Genomic DNA, 14,863 nt, shown 5'->3' on the forward strand with positions numbered 1-14,863 from the left:
AAATAGCAATCCGAGCTTTTTGGGCGGTCGCCGACGCGCTTGGCCGTTTTCGGTTAATCTCGCACCAATCTTACATTGCTGCACCAGAAAGGAAGCCCAAATTGTCCAACCTATTGACGCGCCGCCTGGCCTTGTTGGCCGATGACAAGCACCGCGCGGTGCTGGGCGGCGGCTTGCGCGGCATAGAGCGGGAAACCCTGCGCGTGGACCCCGCTGGCCACCTGGCGGACACGCCGCACCCGGTTGCGCTGGGCTCGGCGCTCACGCATCCCGAAATCACCACCGACTACGCGGAAACCTTGCTCGAGTTCATCACTCCGGCCGAGCACGACATCGCCATCACGCTGGACAAGCTGGACGCCATCCACCGCTACAGCTACAGCAAGCTGGGCAGCGAAATGCTGTGGAGCCAGTCCATGCCCTGCCAGCTGCCGGCCGAGGAAGACATCGAAATCGCCTGGTACGGCAAGTCGAATATGGGCATGCTCAAGCATGTGTACCGGCGCGGCCTGGCCGTGCGCTACGGCAAGGCCATGCAGTGCATCGCCGGCATCCACTACAACTACTCGCTGGACGAGCAGCTGTGGGCGCTGCTGCACGACAGCGAACCGGACGATCGCAAGCTCTCGGCCAAGGCCTACCAGTCCGAGCGCTACTTCGCCACCATCCGCAACTTCCGCCGCTACAGCTGGCTGCTGATGTATCTGTTCGGCGCCTCGCCGGCGCTGTCGGCCAGCTTCCTGCGCGGCCGTCCGCACAAGCTCGAGCAGCTGTCGGACGAAACGCTCTACCTGCCCTACGCCACCAGCCTGCGCATGAGCGACCTGGGCTACCAGAACGACGCCCAGTCCGGCCTGAGCCCGCACGAGAACTGCCTGGACAGCTACGTGGCCACGCTCACCAAGGCGGTGAACCAGCCCTACGCGCCCTACGCCGAAATCGGCACCAAGAAGGACGGCGAATGGGTGCAGCTGTCCACCAATGTGATCCAGATCGAGAACGAGTACTACTCGACCATACGTCCCAAGCGCGTGATCCGCAGCGGCGAACGGCCCATCCAGGCGCTGTGCTCGCGCGGCGTGCAGTACATCGAAGTGCGCTGCATGGACGTGGACCCGTTCGAGCCGGTGGGCATCAGCCTGGAAACGGGCCGCTTCCTGGACGCCTTCCTGCTGTTCTGCGCGCTGGAGGACAGCCCCGCCATCTCCGAGGAGCAGGGCCGCATCTACACCGAGAACTTTGCGCGCACCGTGAAGGAAGGCCGCCGTTCGGGCCTGACGCTGCAGCACAACGGCGCCGAAGTGACGCTGCAGGCCTGGGGCCGCGAGCTGCTGGAGCGCATCCGTCCGGTGGCCGAGCTGCTGGACCGCCAGCGCGGCGGCAGCGTGCACGCCGAGTCGATGGCCGTGCAGGCCGCCAAGCTGGACGATCCGGACCGCACGCCGTCCGCGCGCGTGCTGCGCGAGCTGCGCGCCAACGGCGGCTCGTTTGCCGCCTTCGGCCTGCACCAGAGCGAACGCCACGCGGCCTACTTCCGCAGCCATCCGCCCACCGCCGGGGAAGCCGCCTACTTCGACGCGCAGGCGGCCGCCTCGCTGGCCGAACAGGAAGCGATGGAAGCGGCCAACAGCGGCAGCTTCGACGACTTCGTGGCGGCCTACCGCAACAGCAACCTGTGTAAAAACGTCGGCTAAGCCACCGTGCTGACCTTCTACAACGAGCAGCACGGCCAGCACCAGGGCCGCTACGAAATCTTCCGTGGCGAAATGGTGCCCTGCTTCGAGAAGGCGGAGCGGGTCGACTCCGTGCTGGCGGAACTGGGCCGGCGCGGCCTGGGGCAGATCGTCACGCCGCACGGCGTGCCGCTGATGACGCTGGAGCGCGTGCACAGCCCGCGCTATCTGCAATTCCTGCGCGGCGCCTGGAACGAATGGCTGGCGCTCGATCCGGCCAACGCCGGCAAGGACGCCTTCCCCGCCGTGTGGCCGGTGCGCTCGCTGCGCTCGGACATCGAGCCGGACAATTTCTGCGCCAAGCTCGGGCTGTATTCGATGGACAGCGGCACGCCCATCACGGCCGGCACCTGGACCGCCGCCAAGACCGGCGCCGACTGCGCCGTCAACGCGGCGCACGCGCTGCGCCTGGGCGAGCGCGGCACCTTCGCGCTGACGCGCCCGCCCGGCCACCACGCCGGGGCCGACTTCTACGGCGGCTACTGCTTCCTGAACAACGCCGCGCTGGCGGCCCAGCACCTGCTGGACGACGGCGCGCGCAAAGTCGCCATCCTGGACATCGACTACCACCACGGCAACGGCACGCAGAGCATTTTCTACGAGCGCAGCGACGTGCTGTTCGTCTCCATCCACGCCGACCCGCGCCAGGAGTACCCCTTCTACCTGGGCCACGCCGACGAAACCGGCGCGGGCGCGGGGCTGGGCTTCAACGTCAACCTGCCGCTGCCGCACGGCACCGGCACGCAGGCCTGGTTCGCCGCGCTGGAGACGGCCTGCGTGCGCCTGCAGATGTATGCGCCGGAAGCGCTGGTGGTGTCGCTGGGCGTGGACACCTTCGCCGGCGACCCGCTGTCGCGCTTCGCGCTGCAAAGCGCGGACTACCTGCGCATCGGCGAGCGCCTGGCCTGGCTGGGCCTGCCCACCGCCTTCGTGTTCGAGGGCGGCTACGCGGTGAAGGAACTGGGCGTGAACGTGGTCAATGTGCTCGAAGGCTACGAGACGGCGCTGTAGGCCGCGCCTTCCCTGCGCCGCAGTTCCTCCATGTAGTTGTAGATCGTGAAGCGCGACACCTGCAGCGCCGCCGCCGCGCGCTGCACGCCGCCCTTCACGATGAACAGGCCGCGCCGCTGCATCTCGCGCACCGCCTGGATCTTCTCTTCCTTGCTCATTTTCGCCAGCGAAACGGCGTCCCCGATGATCTCCTGCATCAGGCGATCCATCTGGGGCGCCTCCGCCACCGGCGCCGCTGCGGGCCCGCTGGCCTGCCGGAACGGCTGCAGCATCTGCTCCAGCCAGGCATGCGTGGCCTGGAACACCGATACGTCCGCATTCAGGCACAGGGTTGCGAACGGCACGCCGCTGGCGTCGCGGAAAATCGCCGACGCCGATTTCAGCGTGCGGCCGTCCGCCGTCACCGTGGTGTAGCCGTCCACCACGCTGTGCACCGCGCCCTTGGTGGAGATGACGCGCGTGGCTGCGGCAAAGCCCTTGTCGTCATGCGGCCCTTCAAGCACCGAACTGCCCACCACGCGCCCGGAGATATGGCCGTTGGCGATGGCGATCACCGAGTTTTCAGGACGGCCCACGTCGTGCAGCACTACTTCCAGATGCGTGCCCGCCATGGCGGCCAGCATGGGCACCACCAGGCGCAAGGCGTTGATGACGGCGTCGCGCTCGGCCTGGATGGCGGCGGAGGGTTTGATCTTCATGGGGACTTTCAACAAAGTGTTGAGATATTCTAACCGAATGGCTGTTTTCAACATTATGTTTACCGGCCGCGCCCACTCCTGCCTATAATTTCCGCATGAAACGCAGACACTACAAAAAGCTCGCCAGCGCCATGGCCGTCGCGCTGCCCGGCCTCGCCTTCGCCGCACCCTTGCCGCAATCGGCCTACTACAACGAAGGCAACCCGCCTGCGCGCCCGTTCACGCTGGCGGTGCGCGCGGGCGACTACATCCACCTGTCCGGCCAGATGGGCACCGACGCCAACGGCCTGGTGCCGGGCGGCTTCGAGGCCCAGTCGCGCAAGGCGATGGACAATATCGAGGCCGTGTTGAAGGGCATGAACCTGGGCATGGACCACATCGTCAAATGCACGGTGATGATAGCGGACATGGGCAAGTGGGGCGATTTCAACAAGATCTACACCGGCTACTTCAAGCCGGACCGCCTGCCCGCCCGCAGCGCCTTCGGCGTGAACGCCCTGGCGCTGGGCGGCGAGATAGAAATCGAATGCCTGGCCTACGCGCCGCTGGCGCCCGCCGCCAAGCGGGGCGCGCGGTGAGCGCCGCCACCGGCCGGCGCGCCTTCCTGCAGCAGGCCGCAGCGCTGGGTTTCTGCGCCACCCTGCCGGCAGTGGCCGACGCAAAGTCCGCGCCGCGCCCCATCATCATCGACGCGCTGGGCGGCATCGACAATCCCAACCGCCCGCAAGCGCAGCAGGACGACCCGAACGCCATCGGCATCGACGCGCAATCGCTGGCCGACGCCAGCGCCGCAGGCCTGACCGCCTTCAACATGACCATAGGCTATGTGTTCGGCAAGGACGACCCTTACGAGCAAAGCCTGCGCGAGGTGGCGGCGTGGAACGCCTTTATCCGCAAGCACGGCGACAAGCTGTCGCCCGTGCACAGCGCCGCCGACATCCGCCGCGCGCACGGGCAGCGCCGCACCGGCGTCATCCTCGGCTTCCAGAACGCCGCCATGATGGGCCAGGACGCGGGCCGCGTGGAGACCTTCGCCAGGCAGGGTGTGCGCGTGATCCAGCTCACCTACAACGGCCCCAACCAGCTCGGCGACGGCGCCATGGCGCCCGGCAACCGGGGCCTCACGCCCTTCGGCCATGAAGTGGTGCAGGCGCTGAACCAGCACCGCGTGCTGGTGGACCTGAGCCACAGCGGCGAACGCATTTGCCTGGACGCGATCGCCGCGTCCAGCCAGCCGGTCGCCATCACCCACACCGGCTGCCGCGCGCTGGCCGACCTGCCCCGCAACAAGAGCGACCGCGAGCTGCGCATGGTGGCGGACAAGGGCGGCTTCGTCGGCATCTACTTCATGCCCTTCCTCGCGGTGGGCCGGCAGCCCATGGCGGCGGACCTGGTGGCGCACATCGAGCACGCCATCAATGTGTGCGGCGAAGACCACGTGGGCATAGGCACGGACGGCAACGTGAGTGGCATCGCCGACATGCCCGCCTATATGCGCGCGCTGGAGCAGGAAGTCGCGCAGCGGCGCGCCAGCGGCATAGGAGCCACCGGCGAACGCGCCGACATCGTGCCCTTCCTGCCCGACCTGCAAGGGCCGCAAAAATTCCAGAAGCTGGCCGGATTGCTGGCCCGGCGCGGCCACGGCAGCGGCCGTATCGAGAAAATCCTCGGCCTCAATTTCCTGCGCGCCGCCAGCGGCGTGTGGGGTTGATAGGCTTGATCCATCCTGAATAAAGCAACCATGTCCATCACCACCCGCAAGCCCGTACTGGCCGCCATCGCCGCGCTGTGCGCAGGCTCCGTGCACGCAGCAGCCACGCAAACCATTTACCGGGGCGCCACGCTAATCGACGGCACCGCCGCCGCGCCGCGCGCCGACATGGCCATTATCGTGGAAGGCGAACGCATCAAAGCCATCCTCCCCTCAGCGCAAGTGCAGGCCGCCGAAGGCGCCATCGTCTACGACGCGCAAGGCATGTATGTGCTGCCCGGCCTGATCGACTCGCACGTGCACTACGCCACCAACCCGGACCGCCCCTACGCCGAGGCGGAGCTGAAGCGCAATGTGTACGGCGGCGTGACCGGCGTGCGCGACATGGCGGGCGACGCGCGCGAACTGGCTTCGCTGTCGCGCGACGCGCTGCTGAACCGCATCCCCTCGCCGGACATCTACTACGCCGCGCTGGTGGCCGGCCCCAGCTTCTTCAAAGACCCGCGCACCGTCGCCGCCGCGCAAGGCATGGCGCCGGGACAAGTGCCCTGGCTGTACTCGGTGGACGGCAAGACCGACATCCCGCTGGCCATTGCGCAGGCGCGCGGCACCGGCGCCAGCGGCCTGAAAATCTACGCCAACCTGCCCGGCCCGCTGGTGGTAAAACTGATCAAGGAAGGCAAGCGCCAGGGCTTCCCGGTGTGGACGCACCAGCAGGTCTACCCGTCCACGCCATACGACACGCTGGGCGCGACCTCGGTGTCGCACGCGTGCATGGTGGCGCGCTACGTGCGCGAGGCCGGCAAGGCGGCCTATGGCCACAGCGGCGAGCCTTCCTACGCGGGACTGACGGCGGCCGATCCCGGCATACGCAAATACATCGCGGCGCTGGCGAAATCCGGCTCGCTGCTGGACGCCACGCTGAGCGTGTATGCGCCCAAGGACACGCCGCGCTGCCAGATCGAACTGGCGGGCGACATCACCCGCGCCGCGCACCAGGCGGGCGTGAAAATCATCGCCGGCACCGACACCGACGGGCAAGGCGACGATCCCTACCCCATCGTCGACCGCGAGCTGGAACGCCTGGTGCAATACGCGGGACTGACGCCGAACGAAGCCATCATCGCGGCCACCGCCAACGCCGCCATCGCGGTCGGCAAGCAGCGCGACATCGGCACGCTGGAAGCGGGCAAGTTCGCCAATATGGTGTTCCTGAAAAAAGACCCGCTGCAGGACATCGCCAACGTGCGCTCGGTGGTGCTGACCGTGAAACGCGGCCGGCAGTTCGCGCGCAGCGACTACCAGTTCACGCCGATACCGGAACAGAAGGACTGAGCGGCCGCAGCCCTGCTAGACTAGGCGCCTCATTCCCTCACGACAGGAGACGCCATGAAATTCAGCAGCAAACTGTTTGCAATCGCAGCCCTGGCCAGCGGCATGGCCAGCAATGGGGCCACTGCGGCGCCGGTCAGCTACGACGTCGATCCGCACCACACCTTCCCCAGCTTCGAGGCCGACCACATGGGCATCTCCTTCTGGCGCGGGAAGATCAACAAGAACAGCGGCAAGATCGTGCTGGACCGCGAAGCCGGACAAGGCACGGTGGACATCGCCATCGACCTGTCCAGCATCGACTTTGGCGAAGACCTGCTCAACAAATGGGCGCTCGGCAAAGACTTCTTCGACGTGAAGAAGCACGGCAAAACCGCGCACTATAGCGGCAAGCTCAATCTCGCCAACGGCGACCCCACCGAAGTGCAGGGCCAGCTGACGCTGATGGGCGTGACCAGGCCACTCACGCTCAAGCTGAACCGCTTCAAATGCATTCAGCACCCCATGCTCAAACGCGAGCTGTGCGGGGCGGACGCCGCCGCCACCTTCAACCGCGAGGAGTTCGGCCTCGCGGCGGGCAAGGACTACGGCTTCTCGATGGATGTGGCCTTGCGCATCCAGGTGGAAGCGGTGGCGGCGAAATAAGGCGCAAGCGCGCGGCTCAGCGGTGCAGCTCGCCCGCGCGCTCCGGCTGGTACAGCACGTCCAGCACGGTGAGCTTGAAGGCGGCGCCGTCGGGGCGGCTCCAGTCGATGGAGTCGCCGGCCGCCAGGCCGATCAGGGCGTTGCCGACCGGCGCCAGCACCGAGATGCGGTCGTCGCCGGGACGCATGTCCTTGGGATAGGCCAGCGTCAGCGTGAACTCTTCGGCCGGCTGGTCGAGCGCGAAGCGCACGCGCGAATTCATGGTGACGACGTCCGGCGGCATCTCGGCCGGTTCCACCAGCTCGGCGCGCGACAGTTCTTCCAGCAGTGCATGGCGGGCGGCCGACTGCGCGGACGGCAGCGCGTCCAGCAGCGCCTCAAGGCGGTCCATGTCGACGGACGACACAACGATATTGGGTCTCATGATGTAACTCCACAAATGTCAGGAAAAAGGCAAGGCAGTTGGAGAGCGGCCCGGAGGGAGGGAAGACGGCGTCTTCCTGGCGTTCCCGCCGGGCCTCAGGAAAGGCCGGCGAGATCACGCGCGTGCGCGCGCCAGCCTTCGCCACGCTGGGGCGAAGGGGCGCAATACGGGCGGTTACTCGGCAGTGTCATGAGGAGCGGTGTGTTGAATACCGCCCCAGTATAGCCGTTCTCAGATCTGCGCGATGCCGCCGTCCACGAACAGCTCGATCCCGTTGATAAAGCTGCTGTCGTCCGACGCCAGGAAGGTCACGGCCTTGGCCACTTCTTCCGGCCGGCCCAGGCGGCCGATCGGCACCAGCGTGGCCAGGTGGCCCAGCAGGCCGGATTGATGCTCCTCCGGCACCAGGCCGGCCAGGCCGGGCGTGTGCACAGGGCCGGGGCTGACGGCGTTGACGCGGATATTGCGCGGCTTCAGGTCCAGCAGCCAGTTGCGGGCGAAGTTGCGCACGGCGGCCTTGCTGGCGCTGTAGACGCTGAAGTTCTCCGTGCCTTGCACCGAGGTGGTGGAGGCGGTCAGTATCACCGAGCTGCCGTCCTTGAGCAGGCGCAGCGCTTTTTGCACGGTGAACAGCGTGCCCTTGACGTTGACGTCGAAGATGCGGTCGAAGTGTTCTTCGGTGACGTCGGCCAGCGGCATCATGTCGCCGCCGCCCGCGTTGGCGAACAGCACGTCCAGATGGCCGCTACGCGCCTCGATTGCAGCGTAGATGCGGTCCAGGTCTTCCAGCTTGCCAACGTCGCCCTGGATGCCGTAGGCGGTGGCGCCGGTGGCGGTGATGGTGGCCACGGCGGCCTCCAGTTCGGCCTGGCGGCGGCCGGTGATGTAGACCACCGCGCCCTGCGCCGCGAAGTCCTGCGCCGACGCCAGGCCGATGCCGGTGGTGCCGCCGGTAACCAGTGCTACTTTGCCTGCCAGTTTCTGTGCCTTGTTCATGTCTATGCTCCTTGAATGGAATGTAAGTGACGACGGAATCCACTTTACGCCCGGCCCATTGTTGAATAAAGTAGCTATAGCGGAATGCTTTATTCCCATCCATGAATAATAAGGAAGCCGATGGATCAATTGCAGGCAATCCGGGCCTTTGCCCGCGTGGTGGAAGCGGGCAGCTTCACCCGGGCGGCCGACACGCTGGGCATGCCGAAAGCCACGCTGACCAAATCGGTGCAGGCGCTGGAGGCGCACTTGCGCATCAAGCTTTTGCAGCGCACCACGCGGCGCGTGTCGGTCACGCCAGAGGGCGCGCAGTATTACGAGAGGACGCAGCGGCTGCTGAAGGAGCTGGACGATGTGGACGCCAGCTTCAGCGCGGCGCAGGCGCGCCCGCGCGGCCATCTGCGGGTGGACATGGGCGGCTCCGTCGCCAGCCAGGTGGTGCTGCCCGCGCTGCCGGACTTCCTGGCGCGCTATCCGGACATCCGCATCGATCTCGGCGTATCGGACCGGCATGTGAATCTGATCGGCGACAACGTGGACTGCGTGATACGGGGCGGGGAATTGAGCGACCTGTCCCTGATCGGGCGGCGCATCGGCAGCACCGAGTGGATCACCTGCGCGGCGCCGGCCTATCTGCGCGAGCACGGCACGCCGCAGCATCCTGCGGACCTGGAGAGCGGCCACCGCATCGTGCATTACCTGTCGCCGCGCACCGGGCGCGGCATGCCGCTCAGCTTTGCGCGCAACGGCGAGCAGCATACGATCCAGGGCGAGCGCGCGGTGGGCGTCAACGAAAGCAACGCCCACCTGGCGGCGGGACTGGCGGGACTGGGCGTGATGCAGGCCTTCCACTACGAAGCCGCGCCGCACATCGCCAGCGGCGCGCTGGTGCCCATCCTGGCGGACTGGCAGCCCGCGCCCTATCCGTTCTACGTGGTGTACCCATCCAACCGCCACGTGAGCAACCGGCTGCGCGTCTTTATCGACTGGGCCGCCGGCCTGTTCGCGGCGCTGCCGTAGCGGGTGTACGGCCTGCGTGCCGTGCTTACTTCGGTTTGGCCGGCTCGATCAGCACCAGCTGCCCGGTCTTGGGGTCGCGGAATACTTCGCCGACGCGGTCGTAGCCGCTGCCGTCCTGGGTGACGCCGGAGGCGGGGCGCTCGATCTGGCGGCCCTTCTCCACCGGCTTGGGCGCCTTCAGCGCGCCCTGCGTGCCGGCGATGGCGGCGATCAGGCCGCAGGCGAAGACCAGCATCACGTCGACCAGGTTGACCAGGCTGGCGCGCGGGTCTTCGTCGCCGTCGTCAAAGCGGGCGTCGAGGCGGGAGTAGAGGCGCAGACGCTGGCGCGCGGGCTGGGTGCTCATGCCGCTTGCTCCAGAGAGTGCTCCATCGCTTCCAGCGTTTCCTCGTACCAGCGGCGGCGCAGTTTGCCGATCACCAGGCCGCCGATGCCGGCGACGAGGCCAAGCACCGTGGCGTCGAAGGCCACCGTCACGGCGCTGGCGAGTTTGGCGGGGTCGCCCTGGCCCAGCGCGGCCAGGCCGGGTCCGAGCGGGATGATGGTGGCCATCAGGCCCAGCATCGGCGGGATGCGCGCCAGCAGGTCGGCGCGCTCCAGGCGGTGGCGGGCGATGGCCTGCACCTGCGCCAGGTTGCCGCTGGCGCCCAGCTTGGCCAGGCCGTGGAAGCGCTCGCCGACGGCGATGCCCGCTTCCACCACCGCGATCGCGCAGGCGATCAGCAGGGCGGCCAGGGCGGGCGCGAGCAGCCAGCGGACTGCGTCGTGCAGCCAGGCGAAGGACAGAATTTCGGTCATGGGGAACTCCTTACAGGTTGAGATACGTAACGGCCGCGCCACAGGCCAAGCGAGAACAAGGCCAGCACGGCGGCCAGCGCGCCGAGCAGCTTGGCGGCGCGCATGGCGGGCGCTTCGGGCGGCTCGGACTGCTGGTGCAATTCATAGGCGCGCGGCGCGGGCTGGGCGGGCGGCGCGGCGTCGGCTGGGGACGCGGCCTGCGTGGCCTGCGTTGCCTTCGCAGCGGCGGCTTTGGCTTGGGCCGCTGCCGCGGCGTCCGCGTCCGGCTGCGGGCGGGCACGCTGGCTGGCGTCTGCTGCGTCCGCAGGCGGTGCGGACAGCATGTCGCCGCGCGCTTTCGCCAGCGTGACGCCCAGCGCGCCCGCGTCGGCGCTGTCCAGCTGCGGCGCGAGCCATTCCCACATGGGATGATTCGGTGCGGCGTGGCCGCTGCCGGGCAGACCGTTCTTGGCCACCAGGCGCGCCAGCTCGCCACCCATCTGCTTGATGGTGGCGGGGTCGGTCTTCCAGTAGCCCTTCTCCGCAGCCACCATGAAGATGGCCAGCATATGCGCCTTCACATGCGCGTTGTGCTGCTGGCCGAGGAACTGCGGCAGGCCCAGTTTGTGCGCGTCGTCGAAGTAGACCGACTTCACCTCGTCCCAGGCCCAGTTCTTCACCAGGTCCGGCCGCGTTACCTGCCAGCCCCACAGGTTCTCCAGGAACTCCTGGCCCATGGTGCGCGCGCCGGCGTAGCCGTGGCCCATCAGCGGCTTGAGCCAGGCGGGGTTGAGGAAGCGGCCCCGCAGTTCGCCCAGCAGGGCGGAGGCCAGCGGCTCCACGTCGGCGCGGCCGGGCTGCGCGTGCTGCAGGATCATCGCTTCCGGCACGCGGCCGGTGCGACCCTCGATGGCCAGCGACAGGCCGCCCAGATAGTCGAAGGCGTCGTTGTTGTCCAGCAGGCCGTACAGATTGCTGGCGCGGCCGTGGTAGGTGCGCGTGATGCCGTCCAGCGCCACGTCGAAGGCGGCATGGTTCGCTTCGCCGCTGGCGTCCAGGCCGTAGGCATGGCCCATGCGGTTGCGGTAGGCGCGGCCGATTTCGTCGCGTTCGCGCCAGGCGCCCGAGCGTTCGGTCAGTCGGTTGACGCCGGTGCCGTAGGCGCCCGGCGCATCGCCGAACACGCGCTGGGCGGCAGCGCGGCCCGCGTCCGCCGCCGGCATGCCGCTCGCGGCGAGCGCGCGCTGGCGCACCAGCCATTCGCGCGCCACGCGGTTCTGCGCGGGGTCTTCGCTGCCCCAGGCTGCGGCGGACACCGGTTCCAGCGCCGCCTGCAAGGCCTCCTTCAAGGCCGGGTCTTTGGCGGCCAGGCCCGAGGCCGATGCGGCCAACGCCATGCGGCCGGCCCGGTCTATCAGGCGGATCAGGTTGGGATACAGGTCGCGGAACAGGCCGGAGGTGGTCACCAGCGCGTCGCGCCGCACCGCGCCCGGCTTGAGCCGCACGTCGGTGACGATGCCGCGCGCGTTCCACACCGGCTCCGCGCCCATCATGGCCAGCGCGAACGCCACCATCACGCCCTCGTCTCGCACGGCGTCGGAAGCCCACAGGATGATGCCTTCGCTGCCCTTGTCCGTGCCGCTGCGCGCGTTGGCCTTGTCCGCCATGCGTTCGCCCAGCTGGTAGCCCAGGCGGGTGGGCAGAATGTCGCCGTCGACCGCGTGGAAATTGCGGCCGGTGGGCAGCGCCTCGGGCGAACGCAAGGGGTCGTTGCCCTTGCCCGGTTCAATGTAGTGGCCATCCAGTCCGGCCAGCAGCGCCAGCATTTCGCGGCGCGGCGAATCGGCCAGCTTGGCGGCCACGTCCGGGCCTTCGATGCCGCCCTTCTTCATCGAATCCAGCATCAAATCTATCGATTCCTGCTTCCATGGCCGGCCGAAAATGTGCAGGCCGTGCGGCATGAATTTTTCCTGCAGCTTGGTCAGGTAGTGGCCCACTTCGTGCGCCAGCAAATCGTCGTCGGCCGCGTCGAAACCGATGCCGCGCACTTCCAGCACGTCCGCCATCGACGCCTCCAGTTCGGCCTTCAGGTTCAGCGCGTTGACGCGCTCGCGCATCAGCTTCGCGGCCTGCGCCTTGAGCGTTTCAGAACTGGCGGCTTCAAAGCTCTCAACAACCTGGCGCAGGGCCAGCAGGTCGTCATACAGCGGCGTGGCGGCCAGCGGCGGCGTCAAGTGGTCGACGATGACGGCCAGGCCTCGGCGCTTGGCCTGCGTGCCTTCGCCCACGCCGTCCACAATGTAGGGGTAGATGCCGGGCAGGTCGCCCGCGATCAGGCTGGGGTAGTCGTCGGAGCTCAGGCCGACCGCTTTACCGGGCAGGAATTCGTAGGTGGAGTGGCGGCCGACATGCACCAGCGCGTCCGCCTTGAAGCGGTCGCGCACCCAGTGGTAGAAGCCCAGGTACTGGTGCGGCGGCGTGATGCTGGTGTTCGCGTGCAGCAGTTCCTCGTCCACTTCCCAGCCGCGCGGCGGCTGCGGGCCGATGAAGACATTGCCGAACACCAGGCCGGGCACCAGCAGCTTGCCGCTGTCGACCATGATTTTTCCGGGCGCCGCGCCCCAGCCTTTCAGGCCTTCGATGCCGTAGCCGGACAGGCGCTTGCTGAGCGGCGCCAGCGCGCCGCAGCCGGCCTTGCCGGACTTGCCGCCCTTGGCTGCCTTGCCATCCTTCGCGCCGGCCAGCTCCAGGCAGGCGTGGTAGCCCTCCAGCAGTTCGGCCAGGCCTGCGATGGCCGCTTCGCGCTGCGGATGGTCCGCGCCTTCCACCAGGTGCTGCAGTTCCTTGATGATGACCTCGGCCTGCTTGCGGCCCAGCGCGCGTTCGCCGTTCGCTTCGGCCTCCAGCACGTCGGCGTGCAGGCGGCCCAGCAGCCCGCTGGTCATTTCGCCCTGCACGCGCGGCGGCAGCGTGGCGAACCAGCGGCCATAGTCGGCCGCGCTCACGCTGTTCACCGTGCCGCTCAGCTCACGCAGCGCGGCGCGGTCCTCCGGCAGGTTCACGCCGTGCGCCATGATCATGTCCAGCAGCGCCTGCGGCGATTCCGGCAGCGGGCCGGTGCTGTAGCCCGCCGCCTTCATCGCGTTGAGCATGTCGAACAGCGAGGCCGGCACGTCCAGATTGTCCGCGCCGATGTTCTGGCGGCCCGGCGGGTGGTTGTAATAGATCAGCGCCACGCGCTTGTCGCGGTTGGCCTTTACGCGCAGCGCCAGCCAGCGGCTCACGCGCGCGCCGAGGCGCCCGGCTTCGTCGGCCAGCACCACCGGCGGACGGTTTTCAATGCCGGTCTGCTTGTCGCGCTGCGGCTGGCCCAGCGCCGCCACCACAATGGGCTGGCCTATGCCCTGCAGCTCCGGCAGCGCCACGCGGTACTGCACCGAGTCCGGCGGCAGGCCGTCCGGCGACAAGCGCCATTGCACGGCGCTGCGGTCGGACAGGCGGATGGCCTTGAAGACCGGCACATTGAGCCGCTTGAACGCTTCGGTAACCGCTTCGCGCCCTTCGGCCGCACCCACCACGAAGTCCTGCAGCACCACCAGCGCCGCCGGCTGGGCCGGCACCACCAGCTCGGGCAGGCGCTCCAGCGCCTCGCGCGAGGCGCCGCCCCAGCGCGTGAGCACCTGCACGCAGGGCTGGCCGCGCTGTTCGATCTGCCGGCACACGGCGGCGGGAACCATGCTGTCCATATTCGACAGGTCCAGCACCACCACGGTGGGCTGCGGCTTCAGTCCAAGCTGCGCGCCCTTGCCCCAGGCCTGCGCGTCAGTCAGCTCGCGCTGGCCCACGCGCACGCGCAGCGTTGGCTCAGGCAGCGGATCAGCAAGCTTCATGGCCGGATTGAGCAGGTGCGCAAACAGCGCCGCCGTATTGTCCACGCCGCCCGCCTGCCAGACCTGGCGCGCCGCCAGCCAGCGGCTCGCGGCGGGGTCGGCCTGCGCAGCTTTCAGGGCAGCAGGCGACGGCGCTTCGGAGGACAGTTCGCGCAGCGTGTCCGGCGAAAAGGCCTGCATGCCGGCGCGCCCGTCGCGGCTCATCAGGCTCAGGCTCGCTTCGCCGTTGAAGGCCAGCACGGCGGTCTGCGCGCGTACATTGCGCGGCAAGGCGTCCTTGAGGCGGCGCGCCGGGTCGCCGAACAGCGACACGGCCAGCACGCTGTCGGCCTGTTTGATCCACAGGCCGGCGTCACGCTCGCTGGCGGCCATCCACTGGGCCGGCGTGCGCAGCACGATGCGGTCGCCGGGATGGCTGGCCAGATGGCGGTGCGCGGCCTCGATGGCGGCCGGCGCGGCGCGCTCGGTGACGATGGCGAACAGATTGGCCGCAGGCGCGTGCGCACAAGCGCAGGCGCACAACAGCGCTGCGGCTAGCCGCAGGAGTATGGAAGTGCCCAATTTGAACTTTAGCAGTGACTGCGCGCCAGGCGCGCAGGAAAACAGGCAAAACCACACCCCGGGTT

The 14,863-nt window shown here is 68.3% G+C and carries 13 protein-coding genes; 7 read left to right on the forward strand and 6 right to left on the reverse strand.

Features of this window, described 5'->3' with window-relative positions; all coding sequences use genetic code 11:
* The first annotated feature begins 101 nt into the window (after nucleotides 1-101).
* Both gshA and AC07S4_RS17895 read left to right on the forward strand, forming a co-directional pair.
* Nucleotides 102-1,694 (forward strand): glutamate--cysteine ligase, encoded by a 1,593-nt coding sequence (gene gshA, locus AC07S4_RS17890; protein ID WP_494987946.1) that lies wholly within the window; start codon nucleotides 102-104, stop codon nucleotides 1,692-1,694.
* Between the two features lie 6 nt (nucleotides 1,695-1,700).
* Nucleotides 1,701-2,744 (forward strand): histone deacetylase family protein, encoded by a 1,044-nt coding sequence (locus tag AC07S4_RS17895; RefSeq protein WP_494987947.1) that lies wholly within the window; start codon nucleotides 1,701-1,703, stop codon nucleotides 2,742-2,744.
* On the opposite strand, the gene AC07S4_RS17900 is transcribed toward AC07S4_RS17895, so the two are convergent.
* A complete protein-coding gene (locus AC07S4_RS17900; RefSeq protein ID WP_494987948.1) occupies nucleotides 2,726-3,442 on the reverse strand; it encodes a helix-turn-helix transcriptional regulator in 717 nt (238 codons plus the stop codon). The genes AC07S4_RS17895 and AC07S4_RS17900 overlap by 19 nt on opposite strands.
* A gap of 95 nt (nucleotides 3,443-3,537) precedes the next feature.
* On the opposite strand from AC07S4_RS17900, the gene AC07S4_RS17905 reads away from it, so the two are divergent.
* Genes AC07S4_RS17905 through AC07S4_RS17920 form a run of 4 tightly spaced genes read left to right on the forward strand, consistent with a single transcriptional unit; the run spans nucleotide 3,538 to nucleotide 7,130 of the window.
* Nucleotides 3,538-4,020 carry a RidA family protein gene (locus tag AC07S4_RS17905; protein ID WP_494987949.1) on the forward strand — a complete coding sequence of 161 codons (483 nt, stop codon included), beginning with the start codon at nucleotides 3,538-3,540 and terminating at the stop codon, nucleotides 4,018-4,020.
* Nucleotides 3,969-5,153 (forward strand): dipeptidase, encoded by a 1,185-nt coding sequence (locus AC07S4_RS17910; RefSeq protein ID WP_494987950.1) that lies wholly within the window; start codon nucleotides 3,969-3,971, stop codon nucleotides 5,151-5,153. Before AC07S4_RS17905 ends, AC07S4_RS17910 begins: the two co-directional genes overlap by 52 nt.
* Before the next feature lie 30 nt (nucleotides 5,154-5,183).
* Nucleotides 5,184-6,488: an amidohydrolase family protein gene (locus AC07S4_RS17915; protein WP_494987951.1), complete on the forward strand. Its 1,305-nt coding sequence runs from the start codon at nucleotides 5,184-5,186 to the stop codon at nucleotides 6,486-6,488.
* A gap of 54 nt (nucleotides 6,489-6,542) precedes the next feature.
* On the forward strand, nucleotides 6,543-7,130 hold the full coding sequence (locus AC07S4_RS17920) for a YceI family protein (protein WP_494987952.1): 588 nt from the start codon (nucleotides 6,543-6,545) through the stop codon (nucleotides 7,128-7,130).
* Nucleotides 7,131-7,146: 16 nt separating this feature from the next.
* Here AC07S4_RS17920 and rnk read toward each other — a convergent pair whose 3' ends face one another.
* Both rnk and AC07S4_RS17930 read right to left on the reverse strand, forming a co-directional pair.
* Nucleotides 7,147-7,554 carry a nucleoside diphosphate kinase regulator gene (rnk, locus tag AC07S4_RS17925; RefSeq protein WP_494987953.1) on the reverse strand — a complete coding sequence of 136 codons (408 nt, stop codon included), beginning with the start codon at nucleotides 7,552-7,554 and terminating at the stop codon, nucleotides 7,147-7,149.
* A gap of 231 nt (nucleotides 7,555-7,785) precedes the next feature.
* Nucleotides 7,786-8,550: an SDR family NAD(P)-dependent oxidoreductase gene (locus AC07S4_RS17930; protein WP_494987954.1), complete on the reverse strand. Its 765-nt coding sequence runs from the start codon at nucleotides 8,548-8,550 to the stop codon at nucleotides 7,786-7,788.
* Between the two features lie 120 nt (nucleotides 8,551-8,670).
* Between AC07S4_RS17930 and AC07S4_RS17935 the strand changes: the two genes are divergently transcribed.
* A complete protein-coding gene (locus AC07S4_RS17935; protein WP_494987955.1) occupies nucleotides 8,671-9,570 on the forward strand; it encodes a LysR family transcriptional regulator in 900 nt (299 codons plus the stop codon).
* 25 nt (nucleotides 9,571-9,595) lie between these two features.
* On the opposite strand, the gene AC07S4_RS17940 is transcribed toward AC07S4_RS17935, so the two are convergent.
* The 3 genes from AC07S4_RS17940 to AC07S4_RS17950 are packed head-to-tail and all read right to left on the reverse strand — an operon-like array spanning nucleotide 9,596 to nucleotide 14,798.
* A complete protein-coding gene (locus tag AC07S4_RS17940; RefSeq protein ID WP_494987956.1) occupies nucleotides 9,596-9,916 on the reverse strand; it encodes a hypothetical protein in 321 nt (106 codons plus the stop codon).
* A complete protein-coding gene (locus tag AC07S4_RS17945) occupies nucleotides 9,913-10,368 on the reverse strand; it encodes a MotA/TolQ/ExbB proton channel family protein (RefSeq protein WP_161070141.1) in 456 nt (151 codons plus the stop codon). Before AC07S4_RS17945 ends, AC07S4_RS17940 begins: the two co-directional genes overlap by 4 nt.
* Nucleotides 10,365-14,798 carry a cobaltochelatase subunit CobN gene (locus AC07S4_RS17950; protein ID WP_494987957.1) on the reverse strand — a complete coding sequence of 1,478 codons (4,434 nt, stop codon included), beginning with the start codon at nucleotides 14,796-14,798 and terminating at the stop codon, nucleotides 10,365-10,367. Before AC07S4_RS17950 ends, AC07S4_RS17945 begins: the two co-directional genes overlap by 4 nt.
* Nucleotides 14,799-14,863: the final 65 nt, after the last annotated feature.

The organism is Pseudoduganella sp. GW821-FHT05F09 (genome assembly GCF_059419605.1).

Coding starts and splice junctions, on each gene's coding strand:
- rnk (WP_494987953.1), bottom strand. CDS start 7,554: ATGAGACCCAATATCGTTGTGTCGTCCGTCGACATGGACCGCCTTGAG.
- AC07S4_RS17940 (WP_494987956.1), bottom strand. CDS start 9,916: ATGAGCACCCAGCCCGCGCGCCAGCGTCTGCGCCTCTACTCCCGCCTC.
- AC07S4_RS17905 (WP_494987949.1), top strand. CDS start 3,538: ATGAAACGCAGACACTACAAAAAGCTCGCCAGCGCCATGGCCGTCGCG.
- AC07S4_RS17915 (WP_494987951.1), top strand. CDS start 5,184: ATGTCCATCACCACCCGCAAGCCCGTACTGGCCGCCATCGCCGCGCTG.
- AC07S4_RS17945 (WP_161070141.1), bottom strand. CDS start 10,368: ATGACCGAAATTCTGTCCTTCGCCTGGCTGCACGACGCAGTCCGCTGG.
- AC07S4_RS17900 (WP_494987948.1), bottom strand. CDS start 3,442: ATGAAGATCAAACCCTCCGCCGCCATCCAGGCCGAGCGCGACGCCGTC.
- AC07S4_RS17910 (WP_494987950.1), top strand. CDS start 3,969: ATGCCTGGCCTACGCGCCGCTGGCGCCCGCCGCCAAGCGGGGCGCGCG.
- AC07S4_RS17930 (WP_494987954.1), bottom strand. CDS start 8,550: ATGAACAAGGCACAGAAACTGGCAGGCAAAGTAGCACTGGTTACCGGC.
- AC07S4_RS17935 (WP_494987955.1), top strand. CDS start 8,671: ATGGATCAATTGCAGGCAATCCGGGCCTTTGCCCGCGTGGTGGAAGCG.
- AC07S4_RS17920 (WP_494987952.1), top strand. CDS start 6,543: ATGAAATTCAGCAGCAAACTGTTTGCAATCGCAGCCCTGGCCAGCGGC.